This is a genomic window from Aeromonas sp. 1HA1, assembly GCF_029237385.1.
Lineage (GTDB): Bacteria > Pseudomonadota > Gammaproteobacteria > Enterobacterales > Aeromonadaceae > Aeromonas > Aeromonas popoffii.
In genome coordinates this window covers 1-3,076 of sequence record NZ_JAACGC010000140.1, presented here as the reverse complement: position 1 = coordinate 3,076, position 3,076 = coordinate 1, and the positions used below count along the sequence as shown (strand labels likewise).

General features: G+C 52.1%; 2 protein-coding genes, 1 tRNA gene, 2 rRNA genes and 1 pseudogene. 1 reads left to right on the top strand and 5 read right to left on the bottom strand.

Annotation, left to right across the window (positions count from 1 at the left end; translation table 11 throughout):
• Positions 1-167 precede the first annotated feature (167 nt).
• Positions 168-305: pseudogene (locus GWQ22_RS21915) on the bottom strand (type I restriction-modification system subunit M N-terminal domain-containing protein); the annotation flags it as partial.
• A gap of 284 nt (positions 306-589) precedes the next feature.
• The gene (locus GWQ22_RS21085) at positions 590-2,014 is read right to left on the bottom strand and encodes a hypothetical protein (protein WP_275931572.1); all 1,425 of its coding nucleotides are present in this window, start codon (positions 2,012-2,014) and stop codon (positions 590-592) included.
• Positions 2,015-2,142: 128 nt separating this feature from the next.
• Here GWQ22_RS21085 and GWQ22_RS21080 point away from each other — a divergent pair, with 128 nt between their 5' ends.
• Entirely contained in the window at positions 2,143-2,358 is a 216-nt protein-coding gene (locus tag GWQ22_RS21080; RefSeq protein WP_275931571.1) for an SEC-C metal-binding domain-containing protein, read from the top strand.
• A 196-nt stretch (positions 2,359-2,554) separates the two neighbouring features.
• Here GWQ22_RS21080 and GWQ22_RS21075 read toward each other — a convergent pair.
• The 3 genes from GWQ22_RS21075 to GWQ22_RS21065 all read right to left on the bottom strand — a co-directional run.
• Positions 2,555-2,631 (bottom strand) — tRNA-Asp (locus tag GWQ22_RS21075).
• 97 nt (positions 2,632-2,728) lie between these two features.
• Positions 2,729-2,843 (bottom strand): 5S ribosomal RNA (rrf, locus tag GWQ22_RS21070).
• Positions 2,844-2,968: 125 nt separating this feature from the next.
• Positions 2,969-3,076 (bottom strand): 23S ribosomal RNA (locus GWQ22_RS21065); the annotation flags it as partial.

Genomic DNA, 3,076 nt, shown 5'->3' with positions numbered 1-3,076 from the left:
TTGATGTCTTTTGCCAGCTCAGCGGCGAGTGCTTTGAGTTTGTCTTGGTCCATTTGCTTACCCACGAAGGTATCCTTTTGAAAAGTTACTTATTCGTGGGCGGTTACACAATTGGATTTACAGGCTCCGCCTGACCGACGCCATACACCAGATTTGACAATAGCTCCTTTGGCCTTGTCGGAAACGTACTTCACAAACAGCAGGGTCAGCACATAGTCCTTGTACTGGGAGGCATCCATGCCGCCGCGCAGTTCATCGCAACTGGCCCAGAGTGAGGAGTAGAGTTCGTTTTTCTTGATAGCCATGAGTCAGATATTCCGATAAGAGTCTGTTTGCGCCAAGGGCGCATGGAAAACGAAAAGAGGCGGATCTTCCCAACCTTACTGGTTGAGATACCAGAAATTGCCGACATGTTTACCCACTTGGCCCCGTTGCAACCATGCCTGATATCACATCAGGGGTGATACGCAGACCGTTTAGCCGTTATCTCCTGCAATTGCATAGCGGATATGGCAAGCGCGAACCACCCTCACCACAGACGCGATATGCCAGGAAGCAACGGCAGAAACACGAGAAACAAGCTAGCTCCTTATTTATTCGCGGCCTGATACTGCACACCGCTCGCCGAGATGGTAATAGTCGGTAGCTTTTGACGAACCGCCTCCCAGAAGCTGCTCTTGCGTTTGTGCTTCTGATAAAGCTGATTCAGATACTCCTGTGGCGAACAGAGAGGTCTATCTCCGTCCTCTTGTTCTACCTTTAAGGCCGCCTGATAATCCAGGCTCTTTTTCAGATCTGAGGCTGCCCCCGTGTAGTAGGTGCTCTTGCCCTGATTAACGACATTGGCCACCAATTGACGACGTAGCCGCACTGCCACCACGATAAATCCCTGCTGATAGAGGCGGCTCGACCAGGTTCGTACGGTTGAACCCGCAAGAAGTGAGAGATCCTCCTGCAAGTCTGCACCTGTACACTGCTCAAGCCGTTGCGCCAGTTGTGGCCATGCTTCAACCTCCTCCAGCAGCAACAAGACCTCGCGCAGCCCCCATGATTCGGCAATAGCAACAAACTGGCCTAATGCTACCTCTCTGGTCTCATCCCCACTTTGGCAATAACTCGCAAAAAACGAGTTTGCCCGTGTGGCAGCAAACGCGCGTAATGCCTGAGCATGAGCGTCAACTCGGCGCCCCTCTTCCAGATAGGCCCGGATCAACACTTGATGCCACAGGTTCAATTGGCGGTGGCGCTGCAACAGGTCCGAGTCCATTGCCTCTAATAGCGCGATGGCTTGATCGGCGCGTAATTCGTCGATCAGCAGCCTGGCATAGTCCATCTGCTGACGGGAGTGGCTAAAGAGGCCAGCCTGTTGCACAAAGTCAAAGAACGCAATATCACGCAACTCAAAGCTCAACCCCAACGCCTCTGGCAATAGACCTGCCTCCGCATAGTTATCGCGCAAGGCTCGCATCACTGGGGAGCCGAGCACATCACGGTAATCAAACAGGCAAGTAATGCTGATCGATGGATCAATGTCTGACAATCCGTCACGCAATCGACGAGCCAGCACCTCTGGGGGGACAGACTTTCGTTGAGTAGCAATCGCCATCAACCACTGTTCGACCAGCGCAAGATGGTAGTCCTCCCAGCTGCCACTGGAAGTATCCATCTTTTCATACAAGGCTCTGGCGTTCGCCAGCAACTCAAGGGCGAAGAGTTCCCCCTCCCTTGGGGAGGCGACAATCCCCTTGGCCAGCAACGGAATAAACTGATTTTGCAAGGTATCGAAGAAGGCATCCACCTCCTTATAATCCCAGGAAGGGGGGCGACGAGTGAGCTTGTTATACTCTTTTTTGGCCAATGCCAATAAGGCATCCTCAGCAGTAAGGTGCTGGTTAATCAGATGTTTCTTGGCGAGGGGGAGATGCGTTGCCAAGTCAAGCACGATAGCCAACAGCTCGGCTTGGCTCTTACTTTCCAGTTTACTCAATTGCGCTTTGGTTAATATTCGTGCCATCAGCTGTGCTACTAATCATCAGGGCATATGGAGGTGACCATTGTGCCTGAGACCGGTATAGATGCCTATCCATTGGAGCGGCATCCCCCGGATGACAGAGACCATAAAGAACACATGGTGAAGAAACCATGCCTACGTCGCTGGAGGCGCTCAGAAATGAGCATCTGCAAGAGCAAGCCACCAAGGCTCGCTTTGCTGCCAGTATCCCTCATGCTCACTTTCTGGCGCAACGAAGTAAACGCCCGGCACGACCTCAACCGGTGATGGCCCCCATCAAGATTGGCCGCAACGAGCCGTGCCCCTGTGGCAGCGGCAAGAAGTACAAGCAGTGCTGTTTGCACTGACCAACAAAATAGATAGCCAGATAGGGCCACAGGCCCTCTCTGGCTTTGGTTAAACTGAAGGAGTAATGACGATGACCTGTCCAAAGAAATGCGATAGAGGAGAAAGACAGCCAGGGCCCTGTGGCACACTGTGTGGCATACCCAAATTTCAGATAAGAAAAAAGCCCAACCGAATCAATCAGTTGGGCTTATACAGTGGCGGAGCGGACGGGACTCGAACCCGCGACCCCCGGCGTGACAGGCCGGTATTCTAACCAACTGAACTACCGCTCCGCTATTTGGCTAGCTTTTCGCTAAATCTTCTGCCGATTATCAGAGGTGTCATCCTCTCGGCCAATGACGTGACTTATCACATCACTGTTTAATTGGTGCCTGGCAGTGTCCTACTCTCGCATGGCGAATGCCACACTACCATCGGCGCTACCGCGTTTCACTTCTGAGTTCGGCATGGGATCAGGTGGTTCCACGGCGCTATGGCCGCCAGGCAAATTAATTCAATCTGAAAAAGCTGACGTAAATAACGATGTCGCTCGTGGCTTGTCGTTATCACTGAATTAGTTAGTAGTTCTTGCGGTCTGTTACAAGTCTCAGAACACTTCTTGGGTGTTGTATGGTTAAGCCTCACGGGTAATTAGTATGGGTTAGCTCAACACATCACTGCGCTTACACACCCCACCTATCAACGTTGTGGTCTCCAACGGCCCTTTAGGACCCTCAA